Here is a 2,333-nt window from a genome sequence, read left to right as displayed (position 1 = left end):
TTCTTAATCTAAGAGCTTAATTTCATTACTCTAGTTTAAAGATGAACATAATGAATACGTTTTTGAAGTACTCACCCATCAAATATAATTCCAATAAAAAACCGCACTTTCGTGCGGTTTAATTTAACGACTTAAAATATCTCAAACTAACTTAGAAAGAGTAATCTAGATTGACACCCCAGTTGCGGCCTGGTTGTGTGCGACGGTCAATGCCTTTAGTTGACTCAGTTACGCCATTGAGATCTTGGTATAGCCAGTATTTCTCATCGAATGCGTTAAACAAGCCAGCACGAAGCGTCAGGTCTTGAGTTGGGCGGTAGTAAGCTGTTAGGTCAACCACAGCGTAGCTTGGTGCTTCAACGTTAGCTTCCGTGCCTTGAGCTGGTTTTTCCCATTCATCGCCAGATTTAGACGCGACAACTGTTAAGTTAACCACACTACCCCACTTCTCGCTTGCTGAATCATAGCCAACACCAACGACTGTTGTTAACGGTGCTACTGTTTCAATCGCTTCACCCGTTTCTTTATTCTCGCCTTTTGCATAAGCCACAGACAAACGAGAGTATGTACCCATTGGTGCACCCATAGCTTCATCTAGGTATAAGCTACCTTTGAATTCAGCTCCGTATATTTTTGCTTTACCAATGTTTTTCTTGGTGTACACATCTTTATTCTCTGAATCTTTACCAATATGGTCTTCAGCAATAAAGTTTTTATAATCATTATAGAAACCAATAAGCTCAAGATCGCCGAATTGATTATTAGCACGTAGGCCCATTTCGTACGATTGGCTTTCTTCTGGTTTCAAATCTGGGTTTGGTAAGTAAGTCGCCCCCATACCATAGAAGTAGTACAAATCTTGTAGCGTTGGTGCTTTAAAGCCTTGGCTAAATTGAGCGAAAGTACTTACATTTTGGTTAAAGTGGTACACCGCACCTAACTTACCAGTGAAAGCATCACTTTTATGTTTAGGGTATTTGCTGGTATCGGTTGGCTTTGCTTCAAATGCATCGTAACGAACACCTGCTGTAACCACTAATGCATCTTCAAATAAGAATGCCTGATCTTGTAAGAAAACACCCCATTGTGTTGAGTCTGCTTCTGGAATTTCAGGGGCTTTTTCCTTACCAGTGCCTGTATCAAGGTTTGTATCGGTATAGTTAAGTACAAAGCTTTCTTTTAAACCTGAAAGACCATAAATAACTTGATGACGGCTTGAGCCCAGCGCTAACTCTTTGCCAAACTGAGCATCAAACTGATAGCTATTCCCAACACCATTACGATTACGGGTTCTTAAGCCTTTCGCATCGGTATGATCTTGTGTGTCATGATCACTCTCGATTTTTTGCCAGTTTACCTGCCAGTTTAATGTATCAAATGCCACATTATTGGCTAGCCACTCATGTTCGAATCCAACACGGACGCGCTGATCGTCATCTTCCGCATAATTGTTGGTGTATTTATAGCCAGGCATCATTTCGAAGCCTTCTTTACTTAGAAGGCGCCCTTCTCCGGAGCGAGTGAAGTATTCACCAGTAAGACCCACACGGTGATCATCATTTATTTGGTAAAACGCTTTTGCCAGTACATTATCTTGGCGTAATGCATATGGATCAACTTGACCACGTTCAGGGCCATTAATATCTGCGCCGCCACTGTGTGCTTTTGTTTCTTTACCGTCTAAGTGCGTGTAGATAACCATGGTTTCTAGGTCACCTGTACGGTTCGCAACAGTTAGCGTTTGTTTAAAGCCTTCATCCGCACTTTGATAACCCGTTTTGAAACCTACATGAGTATCATCGCCGTGGCCCAGCAAATCTTCAGGGTTTTTAGTACGAAGCATTACAGCGCCGCCAAGAGCATCACTACCGTACAGAGCAGATGAAGGGCCTTTGTTTATTTCAATGGCTGTTAGCGTATCAATCTCATACATATTTTGATTAAAACGCATTTCAGCAGAGCCAGGATTGTAAGACACTGGCTGTTTAACACCATCAATCATCACTTTGACATGGCTTTCATCCATTCCTCGGATATTAAAGCCATTTAAACCAAATCGACCACCACCGCCGTTAACACTCACACCGGGTTCGTACTTAACAGCATCACGAATATCTGTTGCTAGATTTTCAGTCATGTCTTCAGAGGAAATTTTAGCAATACTGCTAGATACATTCTTGATACTCTCTTCCGAACGAGTTCCCGATACAACAACCTCATCGAAAACCGATACAGTTTCTTGAGCGTGTATAAGAGGTGATACTGCGAGTAAAATCGATGTCGTAACGAGCGATAGTTTGTATTTCATGTTCCCTGCTTAATAACTGACTCTT

1 protein-coding gene is annotated in these 2,333 nt (G+C 41.7%); it reads right to left on the bottom strand.

The features are described from left to right. Positions 1-151 precede the first annotated feature (151 nt). Positions 152-2,308, bottom strand: coding sequence for a TonB-dependent hemoglobin/transferrin/lactoferrin family receptor (locus ASV53_RS23665; protein ID WP_094958953.1), 2,157 nt, complete (start codon positions 2,306-2,308; stop codon positions 152-154). Positions 2,309-2,333: the final 25 nt, after the last annotated feature.

Origin of the sequence: Photobacterium sanguinicancri (assembly GCF_002265265.1) — a bacterium.
GTDB lineage: Bacteria > Pseudomonadota > Gammaproteobacteria > Enterobacterales > Vibrionaceae > Photobacterium > Photobacterium sanguinicancri.
This window is presented reverse-complemented; position numbering and strand designations above follow the sequence as displayed.